The sequence below is a fragment of the Sutcliffiella tianshenii genome, from assembly GCF_016908565.1.
Taxonomy (GTDB): Bacteria; Bacillota; Bacilli; order Bacillales; family Bacillaceae_I; genus Sutcliffiella_A; species Sutcliffiella_A tianshenii.
The window spans coordinates 1-1,578 of the sequence record NZ_JAFBED010000022.1 but is presented as its reverse complement, the minus strand read 5'-3'; the positions used below and the strand labels follow the sequence as shown (position 1 = coordinate 1,578).

General features: G+C 50.9%; 1 rRNA gene. It reads right to left on the bottom strand.

Annotation, left to right across the window (positions count from 1 at the left end):
- A 23S ribosomal RNA gene (locus JOC95_RS21300) occupies positions 1 to 1,552 on the bottom strand; the annotation flags it as partial.
- Positions 1,553 to 1,578: the final 26 nt, after the last annotated feature.

Sequence of the window (1,578 nt, the reverse complement as noted above, 5' to 3'; positions counted from 1 at the left end):
GAGAAGCGGATTTGCCTACTTCTCAGCCTTGCTGCTTAGACGCACATATCCAACAGTGCGCTTACCCTATCCTTCTGCGTCCCCCCATTGCTCAAACGGAGTGGAGGTGGTACAGGAATATCAACCTGTTATCCATCGCCTACGCCTTTCGGCCTCGGCTTAGGTCCCGACTAACCCTGAGCGGACGAGCCTTCCTCAGGAAACCTTAGGCATTCGGTGGAAGGGATTCTCACCCTTCTTTCGCTACTCATACCGGCATTCTCACTTCTAAGCGCTCCACCAGTCCTTCCGGTCTAGCTTCAACGCCCTTAGAACGCTCTCCTACCACTGTTCGTAAGAACAGTCCGCAGCTTCGGTGATACGTTTAGCCCCGGTACATTTTCGGCGCAGAGTCACTCGACCAGTGAGCTATTACGCACTCTTTAAATGGTGGCTGCTTCTAAGCCAACATCCTGGTTGTCTAAGCAACTCCACATCCTTTTCCACTTAACGTATACTTTGGGACCTTAGCTGGCGGTCTGGGCTGTTTCCCTCTTGACTACGGATCTTATCACTCGCAGTCTGACTCCCATGAATAAGTCTTTGGCATTCGGAGTTTGACTGAATTCGGTAATCCGATGAGGACCCCTAGTCCAATCAGTGCTCTACCTCCAAGACTCTAATCATGAGGCTAGCCCTAAAGCTATTTCGGAGAGAACCAGCTATCTCCAGGTTCGATTGGCATTTCACCCCTACCCACACCTCATCCGCTCACTTTTCAACGTGAGTCGGTTCGGGCCTCCATTCAGTGTTACCTGAACTTCACCCTGGACATGGGTAGATCACCTGGTTTCGGGTCTACGACCACGTACTCATTCGCCCTATTCAGACTCGCTTTCGCTACGGCTCCGTCTCTTCGACTTAACCTTGCACGGGATCGTAACTCGCCGGTTCATTCTACAAAAGGCACGCTATCACCCATTAACGGGCTCTAACTACTTGTAGGCACACGGTTTCAGGATCTATTTCACTCCCCTTCCGGGGTGCTTTTCACCTTTCCCTCACGGTACTGGTTCACTATCGGTCACTAGGGAGTATTTAGCCTTGGGAGATGGTCCTCCCTGCTTCCGACGGGATTTCTCGTGTCCCGCCGTACTCAGGATCCACTCAGGAGGGAACGAAGTTTCAACTACAGGGTTTTTACCTTCTATGACGGACCTTTCCAGATCGCTTCATTTACCCCGTTCCTTTGTAACTCCATGTTGAGTGTCCTACAACCCCAAGAGGCAAGCCTCTTGGTTTGGGCTAATTCCGTTTCGCTCGCCGCTACTCAGGAAATCGCATTTGCTTTCTCTTCCTCCGGGTACTAAGATGTTTCAGTTCCCCGGGTCTGCCTTCAGTACCCTATGTATTCAGGTAAAGATACTGCTCCATTACGAGCAGTGGGTTTCCCCATTCGGAAATCTCCGGATCAAAGCTTACTTACAGCTCCCCGAAGCATATCGGTGTTAGTCCCGTCCTTCATCGGCTCCTAGTGCCAAGGCATCCACCGTGCGCCCTTAATAACTTAACCGTTGACAAACTAATTGTCATGTTTTT